The organism is Mycobacterium sp. 852002-50816_SCH5313054-b (assembly GCF_001667185.1).
Lineage (GTDB): Bacteria > Actinomycetota > Actinomycetes > Mycobacteriales > Mycobacteriaceae > Mycobacterium.
On sequence record NZ_LZIC01000023.1, the window covers coordinates 32,696 to 58,717 of the forward strand.

The window sequence follows — 26,022 nt, forward strand, 5'->3', positions numbered from 1 at the left end:
GCCCGCCACCGGGGTCTGGTCAAAGGCCCGGCAGCCGCTACAGGGCCTTGAGGATCTCCCGGGCCAGCGCCGCCGTCTCCGAGGGGGTCTTGCCCACCTTGACGCCGGCCGCCTCCAGGGCAGCCTTCTTGGCGGCCGCCGTGCCCGACGAGCCGGACACGATGGCGCCGGCGTGGCCCATCGTCTTGCCCTCCGGCGCGGTGAATCCCGCCACATAACCGACGACGGGCTTGGAGACGTGGGCCTTGATGTAGTCGGCCGCGCGCTCCTCGGCGTCGCCGCCGATCTCACCGATCATCACGATGACCTTGGTGTCGGGGTCCTTCTCGAAGGCCTCGATGGCGTCGATGTGAGTAGTGCCGATCACCGGGTCCCCACCGATGCCGATGGACGTCGAGAAGCCGAAATCGCGCAACTCGTACATCATTTGGTAGGTCAGCGTCCCCGACTTGGATACCAGCCCGACGGGGCCCGCGCCCGTGATGTTGGCGGGGGTGATACCCACCAGCGCCTCGCCCGGGGTGATGATGCCGGGGCAGTTCGGCCCGATGATGCGGGTCTTGCCGCCCTTCTCCAGGTTGTAGGCCCACGCAAAGGCGCTGTCCTGCACGGGAATTCCCTCGGTGATGACCACCAGCAACGGGATCTCGGCGTCGATGGCCTCGATGATGGCGTCCTTGGCGAACTTCGGCGGCACGAAGATGATCGAAACGTCGGCACCGGTCTTTTCCATCGCCTCCGCGACGCCGCCGAACACCGGCAGCTTGACGATCCGCCCGCCCTTGTCCTCGTGCGTGACGGTGGTGCCGGCCTTGCGCGCGTTCACGCCGCCGACGATCTGGGTGCCCGCCTTGAGCATGCGGGCGGTGTGGACGGTGGCCTCGCTGCCGGTGATGCCCTGGACGATGACCTTGTTGTCTTTATTCAGGAAAATAGCCATTTGAGTCATGTCTCCTTGTTCAGGCGCTCGCCAGCTCGGCGGCCTTGTCGGCGGCCTCGTCCATCGTGGCCACCAACGTCACCAGCGGGTGGTTGGCCTCGGTGAGGATGCGGCGGCCCTCCTCGACGTTGTTGCCGTCGAGGCGCACCACCAGCGGCTTGTTGGCCTCGTCGCCGAGGATTTCCAGCGCCTTGACGATGCCGGTGGCGACCGCGTCGCAGGAGGTGATGCCGCCGAAGACGTTGACGAACACGCTCTTGACCTGTTGGTCGCCCAGCACCACGTCCAGCCCGGCGGCCATCACCTCGGCCGAGGCGCCGCCGCCGATGTCCAGGAAGTTGGCCGGCTTGACGCCCCCGTGCTTCTCTCCGGCGTAGGCGACGACGTCGAGCGTCGACATCACCAGGCCCGCGCCGTTGCCGATGATGCCGACCGCACCGTCGAGCTTCACGTAGTTGAGGTGGTGCTCCTTGGCCTTCAGCTCCAGCGGATCGGTGGCCTCGCGGTCCTCGAACTCGGTGTGATCGGGGTGGCGGAAATCGGCGTTGGCGTCGAGCGTGACCTTGCCGTCCAGCGCCAAAATCCGGTCGTCGGGAGTGCGCACCAGCGGGTTGACCTCAACCAGCGTCGCGTCCTCGGCGACGAAGAGCTCCCACAGCTTGGAGATGGTGACCGCGGCGGCGTCGAGCACCTCGGCCGGCAGGTGGCCTTGCTCTGCGATGGACCGAGCGGTCGCCTCGTCGACCCCCTTGACGGCGCTGACGGGAACCTTGGCGAGCCGGTCGGGCTTGGTGGCGGCCACCTCTTCGATCTCCATGCCGCCCTCGACCGAGCACATCGCCAGGTAGGTGCGGTTGGCGCGGTCGAGCAGGAAGGAGATGTAGTACTCCTCGGCGATGTCGCTGGCCTCGGCGACCAGCAGCCGCTTCACGACGTGTTCCTTGATGTTCAGGCCGAGGATGTTCTTGGCGTGCTCGTAGGCGTCTTCGGGCGTCGCGGCGTATTTGACGCCGCCGGCCTTACCGCGGCCTCCGACCTTGACCTGGGCCTTCACCATCACCGGACGACCGATCTCCTCGGCGATGGCGCGGGCGCCCTCGGCGGTGTCGGTCACCCGGCCGGGCGTGCTCGGTACGTTGTGTTTGGCGAACAATTCTTTTGCTTGATACTCGAAAAGGTCCATGGGCTCACTGTCTTCGCTCGACTTGCTGCTAGGCCTGTACGTGGGCCCCGCAATGGGGACAGCCGGAATCGGCGACTCGCACGGTGGCACTTTATCCACCCGTCGAATGCCTGCTACCGTCGCGTCCACCGATGTGGCGCAGCTCACCGCATACCGATACCCCGCAAAAGTGATGGGAATCACAATATTGGTTGGGTTCTTGGCCCGAGGTTGCCAGCCCCGTCGGTTAGCGGATACCTTCCTAGGGTCCAGATAACGTTATGGTCACGATACGAGGACATTTCAGCTTGTCCCAGCACCGTTTGACTCGTCCTTCTGCCGATACAACCGGCGTGGTGAGGGTAGGTCGCGCAGCAGGCGGCCGGTGGATCGAAGCTCACCGCAACGAAGTCACCGAAATCCTGCCCCTCGACGGGTTCGACTTCGGCGACCTGGATTTCGTTGATGACTCCGCAGATCTCGACGATCTGGACTTCAGCAACGACTCGACGTTCGACAACGAAGCCCGCGTGCTGTTCGCTCCCGAGCTCGACGACCTGCATGACACGGACGATTTGGGCCCGCTGCTGCTGGCCACCCCCGCAGCGGTGCCGGTCCCGGCACGGTTACAGCCCAGTACCGCCGCCACCGAGGCGCGTCGTCCCAACTACTCGGACATCACCGACGTCATTCCCGTCATCCGCCGCGGCGGGCAGCACCGTAAGCAGCCGACCAGCGCGGCCCGGGGCCGCCTGCTGATCTCGGCGATGGCCGCCGGGGCGGCGGCCGCCGCGGCCCACACGGCGACCAGCCACGCCGATACGCCGAAGACGGAGGCCGTGCTGACCGCCAACGCTTCCGCGCTGTCCGGCGGGGCGGGCAGCAACACGATCCGCGGCGCCCAGGTGGTCGCGATCCAGCCCGCGGCGGATGCCGCAGTGCACAACGAGGAGCTCGCCAAGGGCGTGGCCTTCGCCAACGATCGCGCCCAGCGCGAGGCCCGGCTGCAGCAGCCGCTCTACGTCATGCCCACGCACGGGATATTCACCTCCAACTTCGGCTACCGCTGGGGCGTGCTGCACGCCGGCATCGACCTCGCCAACTCGATCGGAACGCCGATCTATGCGGTGTCCGACGGCGTCGTCATCGACTCCGGGCCCGCCGCCGGCTATGGGGCGCTGGTCAAGCTCCGCCACGCCGACGGCACGGTCACGCTCTACGGGCACGTCAACACGACGCTGGTCAGCGTCGGTCAGCGCGTGATGGCCGGCGACCAGATCGCCACGATGGGGAACCGCGGCAATTCCACCGGGCCACACCTGCACTTTGAGGTGCTCCAGGGCGGCACCGAACGGATCGACCCGGTCCCCTGGCTTGCAAAGCGGGGACTTAACGTCGGCAACTACGCTGGCTGAGGTGACCGCGCCCAACGAACCCGCTGCGCCTGCGCCCACACCCGAGGCCGCCGCACCGCCCTCGGAATCGCACACGCGGATCATCCGGCGGGCACCGACCGGGCCGATGCCCGTCGTCCCCGAGTCCCCGACGACGCAGCTTCCGCGGCAGTCGGCTCCCGATCACGGCGCCACATCCGCGGTCCGGCGAGGGCTTGCCAGTCCGCCCGGCCACGAGCCGAGCGGCCGGACGGCGATCGCCGCCAGCGCCGTCACCATCGTCAGCGGCTGGGCCACGTCGGTGGTGGCCACCGACCTGATCGCGGGGTGGTGGCGGACCGACCGCCTGTTCTGCATCGCGGTCGCCTTCCTCGCGCTGGTGTTCGCGATCACCACGATCGCCGGGGTGATCCTGCTGCTGCAGCATCGGCCACTGGGGCGTTACCTCATCGCGGCCGGCGCGGTGGTCGCGGTGCTGACCTACGGCGGCGTGTTCATCGCGGGCGCACGCGTGGCCTGGATCGTCTACACCCTGTGGCTACTGCCGGTCGCCAGCGTGGCGCTGGCGTTTCACCCGCAAACCAAACGCTGGCTGCAGGCGGACTGACCTCTTAACGCCCTTGCGCCCTGTGCGCCGAACGTGTTCTGGCGGCGAAGAATTGGCGAGAATCTCGCCCTGGCGTCACGTTCGGCGCGTCAGAGCTTGCTGACCGGGGCGTGGTTGTGCATCAGCTTCACCCGGCCCGAGCTGCCGAAGTCGATCAGCGACATGGCCGATTCACCGACTCCCGACACCTCCTCGACCCGGCCCAGCCCGTACTTGTCGTGACTCACCCGATCGCCGGGTTGCAGCACCAGCAGCGGGCGCTTGACGGCCCCCGACCGGGTCGGCGACGGACGCGGCGCGCCGAACCGTCCGGCACCGCTCACCGGGGCGCTGAACGACGACTGCGGCGGTGCGCTGCGCCGCCAGTCGATGAGCTCCTGCGGAATCTCTTGCAGGAAGCGCGATTCCGGGTTGAGCATCGGCTGCCCCCAGGAGGACCGTACGATGGCCCGACTGACGTACAGCCGCTGCCGGGCCCGGGTGATGCCGACGTAGGCGAGCCGCCGCTCTTCGGACAGTTCGGTCGGGTCGTCCAGCGACCGCATGTGGGGGAACATCCCGTCCTCCCAGCCGGTGACGAACACCACCGGGAACTCCAGCCCCTTCGCGGTGTGCAGCGTCATCAGCGTGACCAAACCGGCCCCGTGCTCCGGGATTTCGTCGGTGTCGGAGACCAGCGAGACCCGTTCCAGAAACGCCGCCAGGGCGCCGGTGTCGGGCACATCCTCGTCCTCGGGCGTCTCCAGCACGGCCGCATTGGCTTGGTCGATGCTGAATTCGTGTGCGACGCTGACCAATTCGTTCAGGTTGTCCAGCCGGGCCAGCTCCTGAGGATCGGTGGAGGACTCCAGCTCGCGGCGGTAGCCGCTGCGTTCGAGCACCGACTCGACCAAATCGCCGAGGTCGTCGTCGAGGTGGCCCCTCAGGTCGTCCAGCAGTTCCACGAAGCCCGCGATCGCCTTCTCCGCGCGGGTATTCAGCATCGGCACCCTGCCTTGGGCGGCCGCCACCAGCGCATCGGCGAAGCTGGCGCCGGTGTTCTCGGCGTATACCGCCACGCACGCCTCGGCGCGATCCCCGATCCCCCGGCGCGGCGTGTTGAGGATGCGCCGCATGCTGACCGCGTCACCGGGATTGTCCAGCACCCGTAGGTAGGCGACGATGTCGCGGATCTCCTTGCGTTCGTAGAAGCGCACTCCCCCAACGACTTTGTAGGGGATGCCGGCGCGGATGAAGACCTCTTCCAGCGACCGCGACGAGTTGTTGGTGCGATAGAACACGGCCACGTCGTTGTAGGTGATCTCGCCCCGCTCGGCGAGCGCATCGATCTCCTCGGCCACGAACCTGGCCTCGTCGTGCTCGTTGTCGGCGACGTAGCCGACGATCAGCTCGCCTGCGCCCGCGTCGGTCCACAGGCGCTTCTCACGGCGTCCGGTGTTGCGGGCGATCACCGAGTTCGCCGCCGACAGGATGTTCTGCGTCGAGCGGTAATTCTGTTCGAGCAGAATGGTCCTCGCGTCCGGATAGTCGCGCTCGAAGTCCTCGATGTTGCGGATGGTGGCGCCACGGAACGCGTAGATCGATTGATCGGCATCGCCGACCACGCACAATTCCGCCGGCGGCACCCGGTCAGCTGCGTCGGATGAATCCTGCGGGTCCCCGTGTCCGACCAGCTCCCGCACCAGCACGTACTGGGCGTGGTTGGTGTCCTGGTATTCGTCGACGAGCACGTGCCGGAACCGCCGCCGGTAGTACTGGGCGATCTGCGGGAACGCCCGCAGTACCGCGACGGTCTCCCCGATCAAGTCGTCGAAGTCCAGCGCGTTGGCGGCCCGCAGCCGCCGCTGGTATTCGCCGTAGACCGAGGCCACCGTGCGGCTCAACTCATCGGAGTCGTCGGACAGGTTGGCCACTGCCTCGTCCGGGTCGATCAACTCGTTCTTGAGGTTGGAGATGGCGTTGGCCAGCAGGCGCGGCGAGAAGCGCTTGATGTCCAGTCCCATGTCGCGACCGATCATCTGCAGCAGGCGCCGCGAATCGTCGGCGTCGTAGATCGAGAAGTTGGAATTGAGCCCCTCGATCAGCGAGGCCTGGTTGCGCAGGATGCGCACGCAGGTCGAGTGGAACGTGGAGACCCACACCGCGCGGGCGCGGTTACCCACCAGCCGCACCACGCGCTCGCGCATCTCCGCGGCCGCCTTGTTGGTGAAGGTGATGGCCAGGATCTGACCGACCCCGACGCCGCGCGCCGCGAGCAGGTAAGCGATGCGCCGCGTCAGCACCGCCGTCTTACCCGAGCCCGCGCCCGCGACGATCAGCAGCGGCGAGCCCTGATGCACCACCGCCTGGCGTTGTTGCGGGTTGAGCCCATCGAGCAGCTGGTCTGCTTCGGGGGTGGACTTGGCTTCGGTCACGTGCACACTCATGTCTGTCCAAACTTACCGCCGCCGACCGACTACTTCGCTGGCCAGGCCCTCCGGCGCGGCGCACCCATTTTTGCGTGGTCGCGGCCCTTAGTGGCACACTCGGTTGGTGCTCAACATGCAGCGCCGATTTTTCTATGGGTACCGGCTAGCGGTGCCCGTGGTGTAGCTGCTATCGCAGAGCCCCGTGGTCCGCTTCCGGATTCGGGGCTCGTCTCTTTTGTGAGGCCCGATAACGGATGAGACCAGACCCCCCACATCAAGAGAACGCGGAGTCAGCAGACATGAACATCGACATGGTCGAGTCCGACCAAAACACCGACATTGACCAGTTACGCCAAGAGATCGACCGTTTGGACGCCGAGATCCTCGCCGCGGTGAAGCGGCGCGCCGAGGTGTCCCAGGCGATCGGCAAGGTGCGCATGGCGTCCGGCGGCACGCGGCTGGTGCACAGCCGCGAGATGAAGGTCATCGAGCGCTACAGCGAGCTCGGTCCCGAGGGTAAGGACCTGGCGATGCTGCTGCTGCGGCTGGGCCGAGGTCGCCTCGGCCACTGACGGCCCCCGCGCTGGCCTGGCCCGGCCCTGCCGGACGGCATTAGGGTCGAATCATGACCCGCGTCGGCGACGATGCAGAGCTTTGCGATGAGGAGAAGCGGCGCCCATGACATCCGTGCAAACCATCCCCGACATCACCGCCACCCAGGCGTGGGACGCCCTGCGCAGTCATCACGAACAAATCGGCGACACCCATCTTCGCCAGTTCTTCGACGACGATCCCGATCGCGGCCGGGAGCTCACGGTCACGGTCGGTGACCTCTACATCGACTACAGCAAACATCGTGTCACCCGAGAGACGCTGCGGCTGCTCGTCGATTTGGCGAGGACGGCTAACCTCGAGGAGCGCCGCGACCAGATGTTCTCCGGCGTGCACATCAACACCTCGGAGGACCGCGCCGTACTGCACACCGCCCTGCGGCTGCCCCGGGACGCCGAGCTGACCGTCGACGGCCAGAACGTGGTCGAGGATGTGCACGCCGTGCTGGATGCGATGGGCGACTTCACCGACCGGTTACGCAGCGGTGAATGGGTCGGGGCCACCGGGAAAAGAATCAGCACGGTCGTCAACATCGGCATCGGCGGGTCGGATCTTGGACCGGCGATGGCGTACCAGGCGCTGCACCACTACGCCGACGCGGGGATCTCGGCGCGCTTCGTCTCCAACGTCGACCCCGCCGACCTGATCACAAAGTTGGCCGACTTGGACCCGGCCACAACGCTTTTCATCGTCGCGTCGAAGACATTCTCGACGCTGGAGACGCTGACCAACGCGACCGCCGCCCGCCGCTGGCTGACCGACGCGCTCGGCGACGCCGCGGTGGCCAAGCATTTCGTGGCCGTGTCCACCAACAAACGACTGGTCGACGACTTCGGCATCAACACCGACAACATGTTCGGATTCTGGGATTGGGTCGGCGGGCGTTACTCGGTCGATTCGGCGATCGGCCTGTCGTTGATGGCCACCATCGGCAAGGCGGCCTTCGCCGACTTCCTGTCCGGATTCCACATCGTTGACCGGCATTTCAAGACGGCCCCGCTGGAGTCCAACGCGCCCGTCCTGCTCGGCCTGATCGGGCTGTGGTACTCCAATTTCATGGGCGCGCAATCGCGCGCCGTGCTGCCCTACTCCAACGACCTGTCGCGCTTTGCCGCGTACCTGCAGCAGCTGACCATGGAATCCAACGGCAAGTCGACGCGCGCCGACGGCACACCCGTCACGACCGACACGGGTGAAATCTTTTGGGGCGAACCGGGAACCAACGGTCAGCACGCCTTCTATCAGTTACTGCACCAGGGCACCCGACTGGTGCCGGCCGATTTCATCGGCTTCAGCCAGCCCCTCGACGACCTCGCCACCGTCGAAGGCACCGGCAGCATGCACGATCTGCTGATGAGCAACTTCTTCGCCCAGACGCAGGTGCTGGCGTTCGGCAAGACCGCGGAGGAGATCGCCGCCGAGGGCACGCCCGCCGACGTCGTGCCACACAAGGTGATGCCCGGCAACCGGCCGTCCACCTCGATCCTGGCCGACCGGCTCACCCCGTCGGTGCTGGGCCAGCTGATCGCGCTCTACGAGCACCAGGTCTTCACCGAGGGAGTGATCTGGGGCATCGACTCCTTCGACCAGTGGGGTGTGGAACTGGGCAAAACCCAGGCCAAGGCGCTGCTTCCGGTGATCACCGCCGACGCCTCACCCGCGCCTCAGTCGGACAGCTCGACCGACGCGCTGGTCCGTCGCTACCGCACCGAAAGAGGGCGCACCGGCTGACGTTTCGCGGCGAGCGCGCCCTCAACCGGTCGGGACCACCAGCTCGGAGCCAAAGCGCCGCACAAACGTGCGCAGGCGCTCCACCGTCGCGGCCTGCGGATCACTCAGGTGCAGCCGCAGCAGTTCGCGACCGGCGGCGTGCAGGACGCGCGCGGTGTATTCGGGATCGTGCAGCTGGGGATTGACGCTCAGCAGCTCACGGACAAAGAAGTCGATGACGACGGCCTCGGATTGAGCCAGGCGGGCATACAACTGCGGCGGAGCGCCCTGCGGCGGGAACAGAAACAATCGCCATGTCGCCGGCTGGGCGTCGACAGCCGCCAGCACGCCGTCGAACGCGAGCACCAGCGACTGGTCTTCCGCGGCGGTATCCAATCCCGAGATCGCCTCGGCGAACTGCGCGCCCGCCCGGGCCGCCTCCCGATCGATCAGTTCGACGAACAGCCCCGCCGGGTCGCCGAACTTCTGATAGATCAACGATCGATTGATGCCGGCCTGTTGCGCGATGCGGTTCGGTGTCGCCGCGTGGAACCCTTCCGCGTCGACGATCGCGTGCGTGACGTCGAGGATCTGCTCGCGCCGGCCCTCGGCGGTCATGCGGCGCTTGGCGCCGGACGACACCGACGGCAACGACGTAGTCACGCTTGACAGCTTAACTAACACCTTGTGAGTATTACTCACTAACTGTTAGTTATCTGGAGGCACCATGGCCACGTACTACCCCGAGCTCGCTCAGCGTGTCCGCAGCCAGCGCGATTTGCAGCCCGGTCTCTACGGCGACTTCGACTTCGACCAGGCGCCGGATCGCCTGGCCACCGAGCCGGACGTCGACTCCGCCCTGCCCAGCTGGGTCGCCGACCGCGCACCGATCCTGGAAGACGACCGCGTCCTCGAATTGATCAGCACGGCCACCCTGCTCGGCGACATCGTCGCCGATCCCTATGCGGCGCTGATGACCGCGCGCAGCGTCACGGATCTGATTGACATGCTCAAGAGGGCCTGCCGGGAGGGGATCGAGGCCGTCCCCGAGGCGCCTCCCGAGCTCGTCGCGTTCATCGCGGCCATGGAGGCCACCCCGGAGTGGATCGACTTCGACCTGGTACGCGAGGGCGCTCGCCAGGAGCGGATCCCGGCAGCGCTGCTGGCTCCGTTCATCACGCGGGGAGCCTTCATCGCGACCTTCACCAACACCTATGCGGCGCTGCCGATGGCTCTGACCGGCGCGCTCTCGGGCAAGCGGGCCGCCCGGCGGGTCAACGAAACGGCCAGTTTCTTCGCCGTCACGACGCTGCCCGGGGCGCTGGACCGGTATGGCCCCGGCTTCGAGGCCGCCGCCATGGTCCGGCTGATGCATTCGATGGTCCGCTACAACGCCCTGAAGAAATCGGACAAGTGGGACACAGCCGTCTACGGGATGCCGGTGCCGCAGGTTGACCAGATGCCCGCGGGAATGATCGGCCAGTATCTGTTGGCCCGCAAGGCGCGCCAGCAGGGCCGGACGGAATTCACCAAGGAAGAGCGTGCCGTCATCGAATTCGCCAGGTATCGCTGCTTTCTGCTCGGCCTGCCCGAGGAGCTGCTGCCCGCGGAACCCGCCGACATCATCCATGTCATGCACGCACGCTCGGCGCTGCTGCGCCACGGATTCGACAGCATCTGCCAAGAACTCGTCCGCGGCACGATGGCGGCCTATCTGCGCCCCGACACCACCTTGTTCGACCGTTGCGCCGAAGCGGTCGAAAAGAGTTTCAGTAAGCTCACTTTTGTCCGCACGTTCTGCGGTGGTGACCGCGACGTGGCCGAGGCGATGGGAGTCTCACTCGGGTCGACCGACCTGCTGCGGGTGGCCCTCACCGCGCCCTTCATCATCGGACGCTTCACCGCGGTGACCCACGCCAGCCGCATCCCGGTGCTTCGGGACGTCACCGACGCATACGTCATCGCGCTCCTGAAGCTGCGGCTGGCGACCTACGGAAAAGCCGAATTCACCACCGATTCAGCGCATTACACGCCGGTCCCCCACTGACTTGGTCGCGGGTTAGGCGAACCGCTTCGTGAACCGGGGCGGCAGGACGCGCAATAACTGCACCAGCGGCGCCCACGGCCACCAGGGCACCACTGCCCGGCCAGGCTCGCGCTCGATGGCGGCGACGAGCGCCTTGACGCCAGTTTCGTTGTCCACCATCAACATTGTGCTGGAGGACTTGGCCGTCATCTCCGACTCGATGTAGCCCGGCTCGATCACCGATACCTTGATCGGACCGCTGCGGCATTCGGCGCGCAGCGATTCGCCCAAGGAGCTCAACCCCGCCTTGCTGGCGCCGTAGGCCGCCTTGACGCCCGGCACACCCTTGTTGCCCAGCACCGACGAAATGAGCACCAGGTGGCCCGAACCACTCTTGGTGAACATCTCCAGCGCCGCTTCGATCTGCACGAGGGCGGCCACCAGGTTGGTCTCGATGGTCGCCTTGTTCGCCCAGAGCTTGCCGGAGCCCAGCTTGGCGCCCTTGCCGATGCCGGCGTTGACGACGACGCGGTCGATGCCGCCCAGTTCGTCGCTGAGCTCGGCGAAGACCTTCGGCACCTGCTCGTGGTCGTTGACGTCCAACGCGGCGACGGCGATCTTGAGGCCCGGATACTGTTGCTTCAGTTCGGTTTTCAGCTCATCGAGCCGCTCGGTGCGACGGGCGCACAACCCCAGGTCGCGGCCCTTGGCGGCGAAGGAGCGCGCCATCCCGGCGCCCAGGCCGGAACTGGCACCCGTGATGAGGATCTTCTGGCGAGTCACCCCGGCAGCATAGCGACCAGGGCCGCGCGCTACTTGAGCAGCCGTGACATGCGCCGGTCGGCCAGCACCTTGCCACCGGTCTGGCAGGTCGGGCAATACTGAAAAGACTTGTCCGCGAACGACACTTCGCGCACGGTGTCCCCGCACACCGGGCAGGGCAACCCGGTGCGGGCATGAACCCGTAATCCGGAGCGCTTCTCCCCCTTGAGCATCGCCGCACCCTGGCCGACGGAGCGGCTCACCGCATCGGTCAGCACCGAGATCATCGCGTCGTGCAGGGCGGTGAGCTGTTCGGCGGACAGCTTGCCCGCCGTGGCGAACGGCGAGATCTTCGCGACGTGCAGGATCTCGTCGCTGTAGGCGTTGCCGATCCCGGCGATCACCTTCTGGTCGGTGATGACGGTCTTGATCCGGCCGCTGTTGCCGGCCAGCAGCCCGGCGAGGTCGTCGGGGCCGAGCTCCAGCGCGTCGGGGCCCAGGGCGGCGATGCCCGGCACCAGCTGCGGGTCGTCGACGAGCCACACCGCCAGCCGCTTCTGGGTGCCGGCCTCGGTCAGGTCGAAGCCGGGCGCCTCGCCGGGGGTGCCCAGGTGCACGCGCAACGCGATCGGCCCCTTGCCAGGACGCAGCGGAGCCGGGGCGAGCTTGTCGGACCACCGCAGCCAGCCCGCGCGCGACAGGTGGGCGATCAAGAACAGCTGCCCGGCCTGCAGGCCCAGGTACTTGCCCCAGCGCTGGGCGCCCGTCACGGACTGGCCGTGCAGGGCGCTCGTCGGCGGGTCGAAGGTCTTGAGCACCGACAGCGCGACGACGTCGACGCGACCGATCGTGGAGCCGACGGCGTGGCGCCGCAAATGGTCGACCAGCGCTTCGATCTCGGGCAGTTCGGGCACGCCCTTCAGTCTGCCGGTCTGAGCAAATAGGTGTCCATGATCCAGCCGTGCCGGGCGCGGGCCTCGGCCCGCAGCGCCGCGATGCGCGCCCCGACCTCGCCGACGGTGCCGGCCACCAGCAGCTCGTCGGCGGTCCCCAGGTAGGCGCCCCACCAGATGTCCGTGTCGGGCGGGCACGCCTGAAACGAGCAGTCACCGTCGAGCATCACCACCGCCGAGCCCGCCAACCCGTGCTCGCGCAGCCGCCTCCCGGTGGTGACCAGGACCGGCTCGCCGACCTCGTTGAGCGGGATACTGTGCCGGGCCGTCAGCGCCTGCACCGCGGTGATTCCGGGAATGACGTCGAAGGTGAACTCGACTTCGGCCGCGACGGCAGCCAGGATCCGCAGGGTGCTGTCGTACAGCGACGGGTCGCCCCAGGCCAGGAAGGCACCCACGCCGTCGGGGCCGAGCTCGGCGGCGATGGCCGCCGCCCAGATCCGCGCCCGCGCGGCGTGCCAATCCGAGACGGCCCCGCGGTAGTCGGGACCGGTCGAGCGTTTCGGGTCCGGCAGCTCCACGAAGCGGTACCCGGGCTCCCGGATGAACCGCGCGCAGATCTCCCGCCGCAGGGCCACCAGGTCGCTTTTCGCCTCCCCTTTGTCCATCGCGAAAAAGACCTGCGTGTCGTTGAGGGCCTCGATAGCCTGGACCGTCAGGTAGTCCGGGTTCCCGGCACCGATGCCGATGACATGGATGTGGCGGCTCACGATGCCAGTCAACCGAATCGCAACATCCAAGGCCTAGTCGAGACCCCAAGTACCCAGTACCATGGGTACCGTCTGCAGCACCCAATGAAGGGACGCCAGCGAATGACCACGGTGGTGAGGCCAAGTGGCCCGAGTCGTGAGGAGTTCTCGGACCGTTTGCTGAAAGGCTCGGTCAAGAAGTCCTACGAGCCCGTCGTCGACATCGATTGGGACGCCCCGCTGGATCCGGACAAGTTCTATCTGCCGCCCCGTCTGGTGTCGTTGTACAACACACCGATGTGGGACGAGATGACGCGCGAGCAACAGATCGACCTGTCCCGCCAGGAACTGGTCAACACGCTGTCGGCCGGGATCTGGTTCGAGAACATGCTCAACCAATCGTTGTTGCGGACCATCCTGCACGAGGACCCCACGAGCTCCTCGACGCATTACAAGCTGACCGAGCTGGGCGACGAGACCCGCCACATGGTCATGTTCGGCAAGGCGATCGAGCGCGTCGGTGCCAAGCCGGTGCGCCCGCGGCTTTTTCACCGGTGGATCATCAACGCCCTGCCGCTGGTGTTTCAGCGCGGCTCGATGCTGTGGATGGCCGCGCTCATCGGTGAGGAGATCTTCGACTCGCTGCAGCGGCAGATGATGGACGACCCGGAATTGCAGCCGATCATCCAGCGCCTCATGCGGATTCACGTCACCGAGGAGGCGCGCCACATTCAGTTCGCCCGGGACGGCGCCCGCAAGCGCGTCACCGAGATGCCGCGGCTCAACCGATGGTTCATGGCCAACATCAACGGGCTGGGCGGCTACTTCTTCAACTACCTGTTCAGCAACCCGATCCCGTACGCGCGGGTGGGCCTGGACGCGAAGCGGGCCCGAAAGATCGCGCGCAGCAGCCCGCACCGGCTCGAGACGCAGGTTGCCGGCTTCGCTCCGCTGGCGGCGTTTTTGACCGAGGTCGGCCTGCTGGGTCCCATCGCGCGCCGCGGCTGGAAGCGCAGCAGGTTTCTGTGACCCACCACGTCATCGTCGTCGGCGGGGGTGCCGGCGGTCGATGCGCGCGGGCGGCGCTGCTGGCGGCGGGCGTTGCCGACGTCGTGACGCTCGACCGCGACATCCCGGCCGCACGGTTCGACGACGACACCGACACCTGGGGGCTCACGACGGCCGATGGCGAGACGTTGCGGGCTCGCGTCGTGATCGCCGCCTACCGACCGGTGCAGGTCCCGTGGCTGCCGGACATTGCCGGGCGCGACGGCTTCCTCGGCGAATCGTTCCACGCGGCGCAGTGGCCGGCCGGCTTCGACCCGACCGGCAAGCGCGTCGCGATCGTCGGCGCCGACGCCACCGCCGGCCATTACCTTCCGGAGCTGACGAAGGCGGCGGCCGCGGTCACCGTTTTCGCGCACCCGCCGCGCCGGGTCGTCGACGAGTTGCCGCTTGTCGCCACCCGCGTCAAGCGCGGGCTGGCCCGCCGCATCCGGCCGGCCGCCACGGCGGAGCCGCGGCCCGCGCTCGTGAGATCGGCCGTCAGCGCCGTCACCGCGTCGGGCATCCAGACAGCCGATGGAGTCGACCGCGGCGTCGACGCCATTGTCTATGCCACCGGGTTCACCGTCCCCGATAGCGCAGCGCAGACAACGCTGCTCGGCGCGGGCGGCGTGACCGCCGCGCGGCTCTGGGCCGACGGCACCGAGCCCTATTTCGGGGTCGCGGTTCACGGCCTGCCCAACTACTTCTTCATCGACGGCCCCGACGTCGACGCACAATCGCGCTACATCGCCGAGTGCGTCGGCCTGCTGGAACGCGGCGGCAGCACCCGCATCGAGGTGCGCCGCAGTAGCTACCAGGTATTCAACGAGCGCGCCTACCTGCGACCCGCCCAGCCCCACCCGGTGGCGTCGGCCTTCGACCTGACCGGCGGCACCGGCGGCGATGCGACCTATGCGGGCGCGGCGACGCTGACGATCGCTGGCGCCGAGCACCCGGTACGCGTGCGGCTCGCGGGCCGCCTGGACCCGATCGACGGCCATTACCACTGGCAAGGCACGGTTTTCGGGGCGGCGGCGCTCAGCGACACGAGGACCGCGACACTGACGGTCGGCGAGCGCAGCGCGGCCGCGCGGATCGTCGAGCAGACGCCGTGGGGCACGCACACGGTCGCCGGGGTCGGCGCTCCGCCGTACGCACCGCGCTAGCACCCAACGATTCGGCGCCGTTTGCTGCGCCGCCCGCCATTGAGGGGTTTGTCAACGGCGGCGTTCGGGTAATCGTCCTAGTCTAATTTTCATCTCACAGGGGAGGCTCGCACGCGGGCGGAGCGGGTTGGTCCGGCACGCGTGTGGGCCGCGGCATGCGAGCCGTCGCGGCATGTGTGTGCCGTCTAGGGGGCGGGTGATATGGCAGGGGAAGGCCGAATTAGGACTTTGCGTCCGCCTTCTTTTCAGTTCGGATTCCGTGCGCCTACATTGCTATTGAGACACGCGCACCCACGTGGCACTGTTTCGCCAATTGACATGGGCGAGGATGGAGCCCTGAACCGAAAGGGGTGGCTGCGTTGAGCGCGGTAGCTGAGTCCCCGAGTTCGCTCGCCGTGGCGGCGCGAACGGACGAGTCGGTCGTCATCCTCACGGTCGAGGGTCAGCTCGACGCCAGTAGCTCCGCGGCGCTGCGCGACATCATCATGAAGACCACGCTCGACCAGCCGTCCGCCGTCATCGTCAACGTCTCCAAACTTCACGTGCCCGCGGAATCGACGTGGTCGAGCTTCATCGGCGTGCGCTGGCAGGTTCACACCCGGCCCGAAGTTCCGATCGTGCTCGTCTGCGCCGATCGCGCCGCCCGCGAGGCGATCACCCGCAGCGGCGTCGCCCGCTTCATGCCGGTGTACGCGACCGAGAAGGGGGCGATGAAGGCGCTCGGCCGGCTCACCAGCCGCACCGTGCGGCATGCCGACGCCGAGTTGCCCGCCAACCTGACCAGCCTGCGCGAGTCCCGCCGGCTGGTCCGCGAGTGGCTCACCGCCTGGTCGCAGTCCACGCTCATTCCGGTCGCGTTGGTGGTCGTCAACGTGTTCGTCGAAAACGTGCTGGAGCACACCGGAAGCGTCCCGATGATGCGGCTCGAGGCCGACGGCACTACCGCGACCATCGCGGTGTCCGACTCCAGCAGCACGCCCGCGCTGCGCCTGCCGTCACCGGACAAGGGCATCGACGTCTCCGGGCTGGCGATCGTGGACGCGTTGTCCCGCGCCTGGGGCAGCACCCCCACGTCTTCCGGCAAGACGGTGTGGGCGGTCATCGGGCCCGAGAACCAGCTCTGACCGGCTTGCGCCTTGTTCGGGGGCCCTCGCACGGGTAAAAGTAGAACACGTTCTAATCTGGTGTGACGGTCCCTCGAGGAAGGCTGATGACGTGCGGTTCACCTACGCAGAGGCGATGACTGACTTTCGCTATTACATCCCGCTGGCCAAGGCGGCCGAGGCGACCGGCTACCACGCCATGACGATCGCCGACAGCATCGCCTACCCCTTCGAATCCGATTCGAAGTACCCGTACACGCCCGACGGCAACCGCGAGTTCCTGGACGGCAAGGAGTTCATCGAAACCTTCGTGCTGACATCGGCGTTGGGCGCGGTGACCTCGACGCTGCGGTTCAACTTCTTCGTCCTCAAGCTGCCGATCCGGCCGCCGGCGCTGGTGGCCAAGCAAATCGGTTCACTGGCCGCCATGACCGACAACCGAGTCGGATTCGGGGTGGGTACCAGCCCGTGGCCCGAGGACTACGAGCTGCTGGGAGTCCCATTTGCCAAGCGCGGCAAGCGGATGGACGAATGCATCGAAATCATCCAAGGCCTCACCACGGGTGACTACTTCGAATTCCACGGCGAGTTCTATGACATCCCCAAGACCAAGATGACCCCGGCTCCGACCAAGCCGATCCCGGTCCTGATCGGCGGGCACGCCGACGCCGCGCTGCGCCGCGCGGCACGTTTGGACGGCTGGATGCACGGCGGGGGCGACCCGGCGGAGCTCGACGCGCTGATCGCCAAGCTCAAGCGGTTCCGCGAGGAAGAGGGCAAGACCGGCCCGTTCGAGATTCACGTCATCTCGGTGGACGGCTTCACAGTGGACGGCGTCAAGCGTCTCGAGGACAAGGGCGTCACCGACGTGATCGTCGGCTTCCGCATTCCTTACATCATGGGCAAGGACGATGAGCCGCTGGACAACAAGATTCGCAATTTGGAGATGTTCGCGGAGAACGTGATCGCGAAAGTCTAGCCGTCACAGGGGATCCCACGTCGGTGGCCGCTTCTCCATGTGCGCCCTGGCCGCCTCGCCCGGATTGTTGGTGAAACCGGTGAGGATCTGGGTGCGGTTCTCCAGCTCGATGGCGTGACGCAGGCTCGGCGCGTCCAGAGCCGCGTTGAGCCCAATCTTGGTCTGCCACACGCCATACGCGTTGTTCTCCGCGATCTCGCGGGCTTTGCGCAGAGCCGCCGACATTAGGTCGTCGGCCGGCACCACCTCGTGCACGAGCTTGATGCGGTACGCCTCGTCGGCGTCGATGATGCGGCCCGTGAGCATGAGCTCGCGCGCGACGCCCGCACCCACGATCTTCGGCAGCAGGTAGCTGGTGCCCATGTCCATCGAGGAGAAGCCCGCCTTGATGAACACCGATCCGAACCGGGCCTGTTCGGACGCGACGCGGATGTCGCTGACGAGCGTGAAGGCCAGGCCGCCCCCGACCGCGACGCCGTTGACCGCCGTGATCACCGGGATGGGTAACTCGTAGATCCGGGTGAACAAATCGGCCAGGCGAACCTGGCTGTCGTAGTTGACCTTGAACGCCGGGGTGGCCGGTTTGGGCTTGGTCCAGGCTTCGCCCGTGCCGCTCAGGTCGGCCCCGGCGCAGAAGCCCCGTCCGGCGCCGGTCAGGATCGCGACCCGGTAGTCGCCCCCGCCGAGCGCGTCCAGGGCGTGGTCCACGCCGTCGATCAGCGCTCCGTCGATCGCGTTCAGGCGCTCGGGCCGGTTCAGCGTGATGCGGGCGATGTTGTCCTCGAGAGTTTCGAATTCCACTGCGGGCATACCCGAACCGTAGGGGACATGGGTTTTTACCGAGGAGGCATACCGTGGTTTCGCCGCCTATCGAAGGAGAAGCCATGGGACGAACCGAGGGTGACACCTGGGACCTGGCCAACAGCGTCGGGGCCACGGCCACCATGGTCGCCGCCGCGCGAGCCGCCGCGACCCGGAGACCACAGCCGGTCATCACCGACGAGTACGCCGAGCCGCTGGTCCGCGCCGTCGGGCTGGACGTGTTCACCAGGTTGGCCAGCGGCGAGCTGGATTCCGACGACCTCGAGAAGGAGGTCGGATTCCCCCGGATTGTCGACACATTCGCCGCCCGGGCCCGGTTCTATGACGACTACTTCGCCGCCGCGGGAAAGGAGGGCGTGCGCCAGGTCGTGATCGTGGCATCCGGGTTGGATGCCCGCCCCTATCGACTTCGGTGGCCGGCCGGGACGACCGTGTACGAGATCGATCAGCCGGAGGTGATCGCGTTCAAGACCGCGACACTCGCGGAGGTCGGCGCAGCCCCAACCGCGGAGCTCCGCACGATCGGCATCGATCTGCGGGAAGATTGGCCGGCGGCGCTGCAGGAGGCCGGCTTCGACCCCGCGCAGCCCACGGCGTGGTTGGCCGAGGGCGTGCTCATTGGTTGGCTGCCGCCGGAGGCCGAGGTCCGCTTGCTGGACTCAATCACCCCGCTGTCGAGCGAGGGCAGCCGATTCGCCGCCGACTTCGGGTCGCTGAACGACGGTTCGGAGGAGTCGCAGGAGCAGGCGCGGCGGACGGCCGAGGGCTGGCGACGGCAGGGCCTCGACATGGACATCGCCGCCCTGACCTACCCGGGCGAGCACACCGACGTTGCCGCGCACCTGCGCGCCGACGGGTGGGACACGACCACGTTCGCGCTCACCGACCTGTTCGCCGCGGCCGGGCTGCCGCAACTGGGCGAGGCCGCGCAACAAAGCCCCGCGGCGACGATCAGTTTCGTGCGGGCGATCAAGCCCTGACGTCGAACGTGGGGGTTATGGACGAATAGAGGGCGTTAACCGCGCGTAAGGCCCACGCTCGGCGCGCTGCTACGACCGTTTGGCGAGCCACTCGGCCTGCATGACCAGCAGCGCCATCACCTCCAATTGCGGTGTGGCGGGGTCGAGTTCGCAGTAGCGCCGGTAGACGTTGACGACGACCCGCTCGGCGTCCAGCCAGGTCGCGTACTCGCCGAGGTCGATGGTGTCCGCGGCCTCGGCCCACGACAGTCCCCTGCGGTGGGCGGCCTCGGCGTGTGCGGCGACGTACGCGAGATAACCACGGACCGCACGGATCCCGTCGGGATCGGTGACGGGGCCGTGGCCGGGCACCACGATTGGCGCGTCGAGAGCGATCATCACGTCGCAGGCCCTGATCCAGTTGGCGATCGGTCCGGCCCACACGATCGGGGTGCAGCCGATGAAGAGCAGGTCGCCGCCGAACAACACCCCCGCGTCGGGCACGTGCACCACCGAGTCCGCGGCCGTGTGCGCCGGGCCCAGATTGAGCAGATCGACCCGCCGGCCGCCGACGTCGATCGTCAGCTCGTAGTCAAACGTCTGGTCGGCGTTGCGTATGGTGATGCCGCTGAAGTCGAAGTGCCCGAAGCGATCCCGCACGTATGGCGTCGCGACCGGCCCGAGGTTGGCGGTCTGGACCATGGCCAGCATCTCGGGCGCCATCCCGTGCGCGATCTCCTCGGCGGTGTCCCGGGCGGCGAGGATGCGCACCGAGGCGGCGAGAAGTTGGTTGCCGTGGGTGTGGTCGCCGTTGGAGTGGGTGATCAACGCGTCGGTGATGGGCGCGCCGTCGGTGATGGGCTGCACCGCCGCGAGCATCTCGCGGGTCAGCGCCAGGTCGAACAGCGTGTCGACGAGCAGCGACGCGCCGTCGCCGGCCACCAGCCCGGCGTTGCTCCACCCGTAGCCCCCGTCGGGCAGCGTCCACGCCCACACCCGGTCGGCGACCTCGTGCAGTCCGCGGGTGTACGGGACTTTCGCGGGAGCGTGGTTGACCCGCGCCGGGGCGGGCGCGGCGTCCGGGTTGGGCCGCACGGCCAGGGGGTGCGGCGGGCTGGTGGACCGCACGGTCTGCCGGGTCTCCCCCAAGCCCTCGACGCGCAGGGTAACGACGTCGCCGTCGCGCAGCCAGCCGGGAAACGATTCCAGCGCAGCAGGATTCAGATGCTCGACGAGCGTGCAGGTCGGCACCGTCGCGGAGCCGATGACGTCGCCGGGAGTGAGCATCACGCCGCGCGAGACGTAGGAGATGACCTCACCGAAGGTCCAGTCCATCTGGGCGGTCGACCCCGAACCGATCGCGGTGTCGTTGACCAGCGCGGTCACCTGCAAATCGAGCTTACCGTCACGGCGGTGGGGCTCCAGCTCGTCGGCCGTGACCAGGTACGGGCCCAGCGTGACCCCGCTGTCCTTGCCCTTGCCCTGCCCGATCGCGAGTTGGCCCTCCAGCTGCTGCAGGTCCCGGGCGGACCAGTCGTTGAAGATGGTGTAGCCGATGATGGCGCGTTCGGCGTGCTCGACGGTCAGATCGCTGCCGGCGGTGCCGATGACCGCGGCGATCTCCAATTCGAAGTCCTGCCACGCGCTCCCGGGCGCCATCGGGGCGTCGTCGTAAGGGCCCAAAACGGTTGCCGGGCAGGCGAAATAGAAGGCGGGAACGCGGTACCAGGTATCGGCGAGCGCCCGCCCGGCGCCCAGCGCCGCCTGGCAGTTGCGCATGTGGTCCAAAAAGCACAGCGCGTCCCGGATCGACGGCGGCCGCGGGATCGGCGCCAGCAACCTCACGTCGTCGAGCCGCGCCACGACGGACGGGGACCGCAACGCGTCCTCGCCGGCCTCACGCAGCCCGTCGGCGCCGCGGCCGATCAGCTCCAGCAGTGTCAACCCCGGCGGCGTCGCATAGATGTCCGCACCGGACAGGACGCCGACGCGTTCGCCGTCAGCACCGCGAAAGGTCACCCACTTCACTCGCGCACCACCTCACTCGGTTTCTTGTCCGGCCGCAGCCCGCGCCAACTCGATTGGCGCAACCGGTCATCCGGGGTCCACTCGCTGTAGCGCACCTCGCCGACCAGGACCGGCTCGACGTACGTCACCCCCCGCGCTTCGCTCCTGGGCAGCGGCGGGTCAAAGGGCGACTGATCGGTCTGCAACGGCGCCAACGTCTTCTTCAGCTTCGCCAGGTCCCGCTCGGTGAAGCCGGTGCCGACCCGCCCGGCGAAGCGCAGCCCGCCGGGCGCCGGGATGCCCATCAGCAGCGACCCGATGCCGCTGGTGCGCCCGCCTTCCCCCGCCTTCCAGCCGCCGATGACGACCTCCTGGGTGTTCCAGTTCTTGTCCTTGATCCACGACGCCGATCGCCGTCCCGGCTGATACGTGCCGTCACGCTTTTTGGCTACGACGCCCTCCCAGCCGTGCTTCCGCGAGTGCTGCAGAGCCTCGGCGCCACCACCGGGCAACAGGTCGGGGACGATCAGACTTCCTGCACTGGCAAGGGTTTCCAGCAGCTTACGCCGGTCTCGGTAGCGCGCCCGCAAAAGCGAGCGGCCGTCCAAGTAGAGCAGGTCGAATGCCCAGTACTCGACGCGGGCTCCGCGGCCCCGGTTCTGCATCTCGTGGAAGCTGGGCACCCCGTGGTCGTCCAAGATGACCGCCTCGCCATCCAACACGACGTGATGTTCGGCCAGATCAGCTGCAAGTGACCGCAATTGGGGATATTCCTTGGTGACTTCGCGGCCGCGCCGGGACCGGATCCGCAAGTCGCCGTGATCGGCCTCCACCAGGATCCGGTAACCGTCCCACTTGCCTTCGAACGCCCACTGACCGGCCGTCAGCGCGGCCACCGACCCCTCCGAGGCGAGCATCGGGGTGATGGAGTCGAAATCGAAGACATTCTGATCCTTCATCCGGTGCGCCAGCCACTGATCGCCGTTGGTCTGAATCAGCGCGTAGCGCCCGGAGATTCGGTTGCCGTGCAGGTTGACGATGACCTCGTCATCGAGAAACTTCTCGGCCTCGTACGTGCCGGAATCCCAGATGACGACGTTGCCGGCACCGTATTCGCCCTTGGGAATGTTGCCCTCGAACCCGCCGTATTCCAACGGATGATCCTCGGTGTGCACCGCCAGGTGGTTGACCGAGGTGGTCTCGGGCAGGTTCTTGGGCACCGCCCATGACACCAGCACGCCGTCGCGCTCCAGCCGGAAATCGTAATGCAGCCGGCGGGCGTGGTGTTCCTGGATGACGAACGTATTGCCGTGACCGGTAACGGGTTTCCCGTCCGGCACCGGCTCGGGGGTCTTCGACGCGTCGCGCATGCTGCGGTACTTGCTGAGCCGGTCGCTGACCGGTGCGCCCACATCCAGCGGCGCCAACAGGTCGCCGTCGCGCGCCACGCGGTCGAGGACCTCGTCGTACCGCAGGTGACGCAGCCCCGGGTCTGCGATCTCTTCCCATGTGCGCGGCGCCGCGACGGTCGGCTGTTCGCGGCCGCGCAGCGAGTACGGCGCGATGGTGGTCTTCGAGCCGTTGTTCTGGCTCCAGTCGAGAAACACCTTGCCCTCCCGCACGCTCTTGGTCATGGTGGCCGTGACCAGTTTGGGCATCGACTGCTCCAGTTGCTGGGCAACACGTTTGGCCAACACCGTGGCGCCCTTGCTGCTGACCGGGCTGTCCAGCGGCGCATAGAGATGCAAACCCTTGCTGCCGCTGGTGAGCGGGAAAAGGGTGAGGCCGATATCGCTCATCAGCTCCCGCACGGCATGCGCCACCTCGCACAGCTGGGGCATCGTCACACCCTCGCCGGGATCGAGGTCGAACACCAAACGCGTTGCCGGGCCGGGCTTCAGCTCCTGGGCGCTGCTTCGGGTCCATTCGGCGACGAACCGCCACTGCGGCACGTGCACCTCCAGCGCGGCCTGCTGCGCGATCCAGGCCAGCCCGTCGCGGCTGTCGATGATCGGATAGGTCGTCGTCCCGGACCGATGGGTGACGCTGGCCCGCGGCAGCCACTCCGGCGCCGAGGATGCCAGCTGCTTTTCGAAGAACGACTCCTGCTCGACGCCGTTGGGCCAGCGCTTGCGGGTGGCCGCGCGTCCGGCGATGTGCGGCAGCATCACTTCGGCGATGCGGGTGTAGTAGTCGAAGACGTCACCCTTGGTGGTTCCGGTCGCCGGATACAGCACCTTGTCCGCGTTCGTCAGCGTGACCCGCTCCGGTGCATTAGGACGGCCCATGGTCTCAACCTACGTGTTTGCGCCCGAGCGCCGGTACCAGGAAGTTACGGTGTCACCGTGGTCCGGCTGAGCAGCGCGACCCTGGGGCGACTGCCGATCCCGACACCGAGCTATGACCGTGACGGCGTCGTGGTCGGCATCGCTCACTTCGGGGTCGGGGGGTTTCACCGCGCGCATCAAGCGGCCTACCTCGACAGCCTGCTCGAGCGGGGTTCGGCCCGGGAATGGGGCATCTGCGGCATCGGCGTCATGCCGGCCGACCGCCGGATGCAGGAGGTGCTGCACGCCCAGGACAATCTGTACACGCTGGTCTTGGAGGATCCCGACGGCAACCGCGACGCGCGGGTGATCGGCTCGATCGTGGACTACCGCTACGCACCCGACGATCCCGCGGCGACGATCGAGCGGCTGGCCGCACCCACGACCCGCATCATCTCGATGACCATCACCGAGGGCGGCTACCAGATCAGGGACCCGGGCTCGGTTTTCGGCATGATCGCCGAGGCCCTGGCCCGTCGTCGGGACCGCGGCATCGCGGCGCCGACGATCGTTTCGTGCGACAACATCGAACACAACGGCGACGTCGCGCGTCGCGCCGTCCTCGCGCACGCCGAGCTGCTCCGACCCGCGCTGGCCGACTGGGTCACCGAGCGCGCGCGGTTCCCGTGCTCGATGGTGGACCGCATCACGCCGGTGACCACGCCGGACATCGTGGCCACCGTGGAGCGCGACTTCGGGGTCGCCGACGCGTGGCCGGTGCTGGCGGAGGCGTTCTCCTCGTGGGTGCTCGAGGACGATTTCGCGGACGGCAGGCCGCCGCTGGATGAGGCGGGCGTGCTGTTGGTCGACGACGTGGCCCCCTACGAGGCGATGAAGTTGCGGCTGCTCAACGCCGGACACCAGTGCCTGTGCTACTTCGCGGCGCTGTGTGGGTACCGCATGGTGCACGACGCGGCGCGCGACCCGCTGCTGGCCGAATTCCTGTTGGCCTATTTCGATTCCGAGGCCGTGCCGACGCTGCGCGCCGTCCCCGGTATCGACCTGCGGGCCTATACCCGCGGGCTCATCGAGCGCTTCGCCAACCCCGGGGTGCGCGACACCGTGGCGCGGTTGTGCGCCTACTCCTCGGACCGCATCCCGAAATGGCTGCTTCCGGTGATCCGCGACAACCTGCGCACCGGTGGTCCGATCCGGCTGGCGGCGGCAACCGTCGCAAGTTGGGCCCGCTACGCCGAAGGGGTCGACGAGCGGGGCGAACCCATCGAGGTCGTCGACAACGTGGCCGACGCGATCGTGACCGCCGCGCGGGCGCAGCGGCTGCACCCGGCCGCCTTCATCGAGAACGCGGAACTGTTCGGCGATCTCGCGCAGCAGCCCCGCTTCGTCGAGGCCTACCGCCAGGCGCTGGATTCGCTGCACGCCCGCGGGGCGCGGGCGACCCTGAGATTGCTGCTGAAAGGTGCGAGCCCATGACCCGCGGGCTGGTGATCGGTGAGGCGTTGATCGACATCGTCGACCATGTCGAGCACGTCGGCGGAAGCCCGCTCAACGTCGCCGTCGGACTCGCCCGGCTGGGCCGCGAGGTCGACTTTTTGACCCACATCGGCGGCGACGAACGCGGCCGCCGCATCGCCAGCTACGTCAAAGCCTCTGGCGTGCAACTAGTTCCGGGTAGCACGTCGGCGGTCAGGACACCGACCGCGGTGGCGACGGTCGCGGAGGACGGGTCGGCGGCCTACACATTCGACCTGGACTGGCAGCTGTCCGGCACACCCGAAGTCGCGCCGCCGTTGTTCGCGCACACCGGATCGATTGCCGCCGTGCGTGACCCCGGCGGCCTGGCGGTAGGGGCGCTGCTCGACGCGTACCGCGTGTCGGCCACCCTCAGTTTCGACCCCAACGTGCGCCCCTCGCTCATCGCCGACCGGGATGTGGCGCGCGACCGCATCGCCCGCCTGGTCGAGCGCAGCGACATCGTCAAGGCCAGCGACGAGGACCTGAGGTGGATCGATCCCGACCACGAACCGGAGTGGACCGCCCGAGCGTGGCTGGCGTCGGGGCCCGCGCTGGTCGTCGTGACGATGGGTGACCGGGGCGCCGTGGCGTTCTGCCCGGCCGGGCGGGTCCGGGTGGCCGCCAGACCGGTTGCGGTGGTGGACACCGTCGGCGCCGGCGACGCGTTCATGGTCGGCCTGCTCGACGCGCTCTGGGGGTTTCTGGGGGCCGACCGGCGAGCCGCGCTGGGGGGGATCGGGCTCGATGCGCTGACGGCGGCGCTCGAATCCGCCAGCGTGTTGTCGGCGCTGACCGTCGGCCGCGCCGGTGCCGACCTCCCCGGCCGTGCCGCCCTGCACGCTCCTTCCACCGAGGCAGGAAATTAGCTGTGCC

At 67.8% G+C, this 26,022-nt stretch carries 22 protein-coding genes and 1 pseudogene; 12 read left to right on the forward strand and 11 right to left on the reverse strand.

The features are described 5' to 3' along the window. Positions 1-37: 37 nt before the first annotated feature. Entirely contained in the window at positions 38-940 is a 903-nt protein-coding gene (gene sucD, locus A5787_RS03490; protein WP_066961633.1) for a succinate--CoA ligase subunit alpha, read from the reverse strand. 19 nt (positions 941-959) lie between these two features. Beyond that, positions 960-2,123, reverse strand: a complete 1,164-nt coding sequence (gene sucC, locus A5787_RS03495; RefSeq protein WP_066961634.1) for an ADP-forming succinate--CoA ligase subunit beta — start codon at positions 2,121-2,123, stop codon at positions 960-962. Positions 2,124-2,410: 287 nt separating this feature from the next. On the opposite strand from sucC, the gene A5787_RS03500 reads away from it, so the two are divergent. Together A5787_RS03500 and A5787_RS27605 are read left to right on the forward strand one after the other, a co-directional pair. Then, positions 2,411-3,517, forward strand: a complete 1,107-nt coding sequence (locus A5787_RS03500) for a M23 family metallopeptidase (protein ID WP_066961721.1) — start codon at positions 2,411-2,413, stop codon at positions 3,515-3,517. A gap of 1 nt (position 3,518) precedes the next feature. Beyond that, complete coding sequence (locus A5787_RS27605) at positions 3,519-4,103, forward strand: hypothetical protein (protein ID WP_066961637.1); 585 nt, start codon at positions 3,519-3,521, stop codon at positions 4,101-4,103. Between the two features lie 89 nt (positions 4,104-4,192). Here the strand turns inward: A5787_RS27605 and pcrA are convergent, their stop codons facing one another. Next, on the reverse strand, positions 4,193-6,529 hold the full coding sequence (gene pcrA / locus A5787_RS03510) for a DNA helicase PcrA (RefSeq protein ID WP_066961638.1): 2,337 nt from the start codon (positions 6,527-6,529) through the stop codon (positions 4,193-4,195). Positions 6,530-6,765: 236 nt separating this feature from the next. Between pcrA and A5787_RS03515 the strand changes: the two genes are divergently transcribed. Together A5787_RS03515 and pgi are read left to right on the forward strand one after the other, a co-directional pair. After that, positions 6,766-7,083 carry a chorismate mutase gene (locus A5787_RS03515; RefSeq protein ID WP_082977045.1) on the forward strand — a complete coding sequence of 106 codons (318 nt, stop codon included), beginning with the start codon at positions 6,766-6,768 and terminating at the stop codon, positions 7,081-7,083. Between the two features lie 106 nt (positions 7,084-7,189). After that, positions 7,190-8,854, forward strand: coding sequence for a glucose-6-phosphate isomerase (pgi, locus tag A5787_RS03520; protein WP_066961641.1), 1,665 nt, complete (start codon positions 7,190-7,192; stop codon positions 8,852-8,854). A 21-nt stretch (positions 8,855-8,875) separates the two neighbouring features. Here the strand turns inward: pgi and A5787_RS03525 are convergent, their stop codons facing one another. After that, positions 8,876-9,451 (reverse strand): TetR/AcrR family transcriptional regulator, encoded by a 576-nt coding sequence (locus tag A5787_RS03525; protein ID WP_066961724.1) that lies wholly within the window; start codon positions 9,449-9,451, stop codon positions 8,876-8,878. A 109-nt stretch (positions 9,452-9,560) separates the two neighbouring features. Between A5787_RS03525 and A5787_RS03530 the strand changes: the two genes are divergently transcribed. Further along, complete coding sequence (locus A5787_RS03530) at positions 9,561-10,880, forward strand: oxygenase MpaB family protein (protein ID WP_066961642.1); 1,320 nt, start codon at positions 9,561-9,563, stop codon at positions 10,878-10,880. Positions 10,881-10,892: 12 nt separating this feature from the next. Here A5787_RS03530 and A5787_RS03535 read toward each other — a convergent pair whose 3' ends face one another. The 4 genes and pseudogenes from A5787_RS03535 to cobF form a co-directional block, all read right to left on the reverse strand. Continuing rightward, complete coding sequence (locus A5787_RS03535) at positions 10,893-11,642, reverse strand: SDR family oxidoreductase (protein WP_066961643.1); 750 nt, start codon at positions 11,640-11,642, stop codon at positions 10,893-10,895. Between the two features lie 29 nt (positions 11,643-11,671). Then, on the reverse strand, positions 11,672-12,142 hold the full coding sequence (locus A5787_RS27980; RefSeq protein WP_231993801.1) for a zinc finger domain-containing protein: 471 nt from the start codon (positions 12,140-12,142) through the stop codon (positions 11,672-11,674). A 147-nt stretch (positions 12,143-12,289) separates the two neighbouring features. Next, positions 12,290-12,535: pseudogene (locus A5787_RS27985) on the reverse strand (DNA-formamidopyrimidine glycosylase family protein); the annotation flags it as partial. Positions 12,536-12,540: 5 nt separating this feature from the next. After that, positions 12,541-13,284, reverse strand: coding sequence for a precorrin-6A synthase (deacetylating) (gene cobF / locus A5787_RS03545; protein WP_066961646.1), 744 nt, complete (start codon positions 13,282-13,284; stop codon positions 12,541-12,543). 102 nt (positions 13,285-13,386) lie between these two features. Between cobF and A5787_RS03550 the strand changes: the two genes are divergently transcribed. The 4 genes from A5787_RS03550 (at position 13,387) to A5787_RS03565 (ending at position 17,558) form a co-directional block, all read left to right on the forward strand. Continuing rightward, a complete protein-coding gene (locus tag A5787_RS03550; RefSeq protein WP_066961650.1) occupies positions 13,387-14,292 on the forward strand; it encodes a diiron oxygenase in 906 nt (301 codons plus the stop codon). Positions 14,293-14,510: 218 nt separating this feature from the next. Then, entirely contained in the window at positions 14,511-15,476 is a 966-nt protein-coding gene (locus A5787_RS03555) for a DUF4873 domain-containing protein (protein WP_369829077.1), read from the forward strand. Positions 15,477-15,835: 359 nt separating this feature from the next. Further along, on the forward strand, positions 15,836-16,600 hold the full coding sequence (locus tag A5787_RS03560; protein WP_066961732.1) for an STAS domain-containing protein: 765 nt from the start codon (positions 15,836-15,838) through the stop codon (positions 16,598-16,600). Between the two features lie 91 nt (positions 16,601-16,691). Then, complete coding sequence (locus A5787_RS03565) at positions 16,692-17,558, forward strand: LLM class flavin-dependent oxidoreductase (protein ID WP_066961653.1); 867 nt, start codon at positions 16,692-16,694, stop codon at positions 17,556-17,558. A 3-nt stretch (positions 17,559-17,561) separates the two neighbouring features. On the opposite strand, the gene A5787_RS03570 is transcribed toward A5787_RS03565, so the two are convergent. Beyond that, positions 17,562-18,359, reverse strand: a complete 798-nt coding sequence (locus A5787_RS03570; RefSeq protein ID WP_197506948.1) for an enoyl-CoA hydratase/isomerase family protein — start codon at positions 18,357-18,359, stop codon at positions 17,562-17,564. Between the two features lie 83 nt (positions 18,360-18,442). Here A5787_RS03570 and A5787_RS03575 point away from each other — a divergent pair, with 83 nt between their 5' ends. Continuing rightward, positions 18,443-19,360, forward strand: coding sequence for a class I SAM-dependent methyltransferase (locus A5787_RS03575; RefSeq protein ID WP_066961659.1), 918 nt, complete (start codon positions 18,443-18,445; stop codon positions 19,358-19,360). A gap of 69 nt (positions 19,361-19,429) precedes the next feature. On the opposite strand, the gene A5787_RS03580 is transcribed toward A5787_RS03575, so the two are convergent. Both A5787_RS03580 and A5787_RS03585 read right to left on the reverse strand, forming a co-directional pair. Then, positions 19,430-21,367, reverse strand: coding sequence for a fumarylacetoacetate hydrolase family protein (locus A5787_RS03580; RefSeq protein ID WP_066961662.1), 1,938 nt, complete (start codon positions 21,365-21,367; stop codon positions 19,430-19,432). Beyond that, a complete protein-coding gene (locus A5787_RS03585; protein ID WP_066961665.1) occupies positions 21,364-23,634 on the reverse strand; it encodes an ATP-dependent DNA ligase in 2,271 nt (756 codons plus the stop codon). Before A5787_RS03585 ends, A5787_RS03580 begins: the two co-directional genes overlap by 4 nt. A 57-nt stretch (positions 23,635-23,691) precedes the next feature. Between A5787_RS03585 and A5787_RS03590 the strand changes: the two genes are divergently transcribed. Continuing rightward, positions 23,692-25,107, forward strand: a complete 1,416-nt coding sequence (locus tag A5787_RS03590) for a mannitol dehydrogenase family protein (protein ID WP_066961668.1) — start codon at positions 23,692-23,694, stop codon at positions 25,105-25,107. After that, positions 25,104-26,015 (forward strand): carbohydrate kinase, encoded by a 912-nt coding sequence (locus tag A5787_RS03595; RefSeq protein ID WP_066961670.1) that lies wholly within the window; start codon positions 25,104-25,106, stop codon positions 26,013-26,015. Before A5787_RS03590 ends, A5787_RS03595 begins: the two co-directional genes overlap by 4 nt. The last annotated feature ends 7 nt before the right edge of the window (positions 26,016-26,022 follow it).

Coding starts and splice junctions, on each gene's coding strand:
- A5787_RS03525 (WP_066961724.1), bottom strand. CDS start 9,451: ATGACCGCCGAGGGCCGGCGCGAGCAGATCCTCGACGTCACGCACGCG.
- sucD (WP_066961633.1), bottom strand. CDS start 940: ATGGCTATTTTCCTGAATAAAGACAACAAGGTCATCGTCCAGGGCATC.
- sucC (WP_066961634.1), bottom strand. CDS start 2,123: ATGGACCTTTTCGAGTATCAAGCAAAAGAATTGTTCGCCAAACACAAC.
- A5787_RS03550 (WP_066961650.1), top strand. CDS start 13,387: ATGACCACGGTGGTGAGGCCAAGTGGCCCGAGTCGTGAGGAGTTCTCG.
- A5787_RS03575 (WP_066961659.1), top strand. CDS start 18,443: ATGGGACGAACCGAGGGTGACACCTGGGACCTGGCCAACAGCGTCGGG.
- A5787_RS03585 (WP_066961665.1), bottom strand. CDS start 23,634: ATGGGCCGTCCTAATGCACCGGAGCGGGTCACGCTGACGAACGCGGAC.
- A5787_RS03595 (WP_066961670.1), top strand. CDS start 25,104: ATGACCCGCGGGCTGGTGATCGGTGAGGCGTTGATCGACATCGTCGAC.
- pgi (WP_066961641.1), top strand. CDS start 7,190: ATGACATCCGTGCAAACCATCCCCGACATCACCGCCACCCAGGCGTGG.
- A5787_RS03530 (WP_066961642.1), top strand. CDS start 9,561: ATGGCCACGTACTACCCCGAGCTCGCTCAGCGTGTCCGCAGCCAGCGC.
- pcrA (WP_066961638.1), bottom strand. CDS start 6,529: ATGAGTGTGCACGTGACCGAAGCCAAGTCCACCCCCGAAGCAGACCAG.
- A5787_RS03515 (WP_082977045.1), top strand. CDS start 6,766: ATGAGACCAGACCCCCCACATCAAGAGAACGCGGAGTCAGCAGACATG.